This is a genomic window from Vibrio sp. YT-19(2023), assembly GCF_033337395.1.
Genome location: NZ_JAWOQN010000802.1, coordinates 1 through 590 on the forward strand (window position 1 = coordinate 1; position 590 = coordinate 590).

The 590-nt window shown below is 48.3% G+C and carries 1 protein-coding gene and 1 pseudogene; both read left to right on the forward strand.

Annotated features, from left to right (window positions below):
• Positions 1–161: pseudogene (locus R7E78_RS28535) on the forward strand (HAD family hydrolase); the annotation flags it as partial.
• Between the two features lie 96 nt (positions 162–257).
• A complete protein-coding gene (locus tag R7E78_RS28540) occupies positions 258–575 on the forward strand; it encodes a DUF4144 domain-containing protein (protein WP_005460842.1) in 318 nt (105 codons plus the stop codon).
• Positions 576–590 lie beyond the last annotated feature (15 nt).

The following is a 590-nucleotide window of genomic DNA, read 5'->3' on the forward strand; positions in this document are numbered from 1 at the left end:
AATTCGCACGCAACATCGAACAGCAGTTGGGTGGCCAAAGTAAAGTGATTGCCGTTGCAGCAGCGTACAGCGGCGCGATGCCAGAGCATTGGAGCGTGCAACCAGATTACGTGGCAAGAACGGTTGACGAGCTGTTTTCGATTATTGCTCAACACACGTAATTTTTGACTGCGGTTTAAGGTCAACACCTTGAATGCCAGCGCTCACCTTGCCCTTTCAGACATTGAAACAATTTTAGCCACTACACCGGAGGCCCCATGGTTACATGGCCATGTTTATTGAAACTCGATGGCGACGATGAACTTATCTATTTGCGTTCTCATGCCGATCTTGATTCCGAATGCGAAGCGCTCATTTGGGGGCCAGATGATTACGTAATTGACTCAAATGGCAACACGTTCGGGTTGCAATATAACGATTCGAACACCACCGTTTTACAACCGGAAGAACGCACTCTGTCCGTCGAGGAAGTTACGTCACTCATCCAGTCGCATGAGTTTAGTCTCGCACAAAGATGCATCATCAAAATTCACTTTACCTCGGTACAGCAAGCTGTTGAGGCATTAGCCAATTAGCTCGAACCCCGCCCA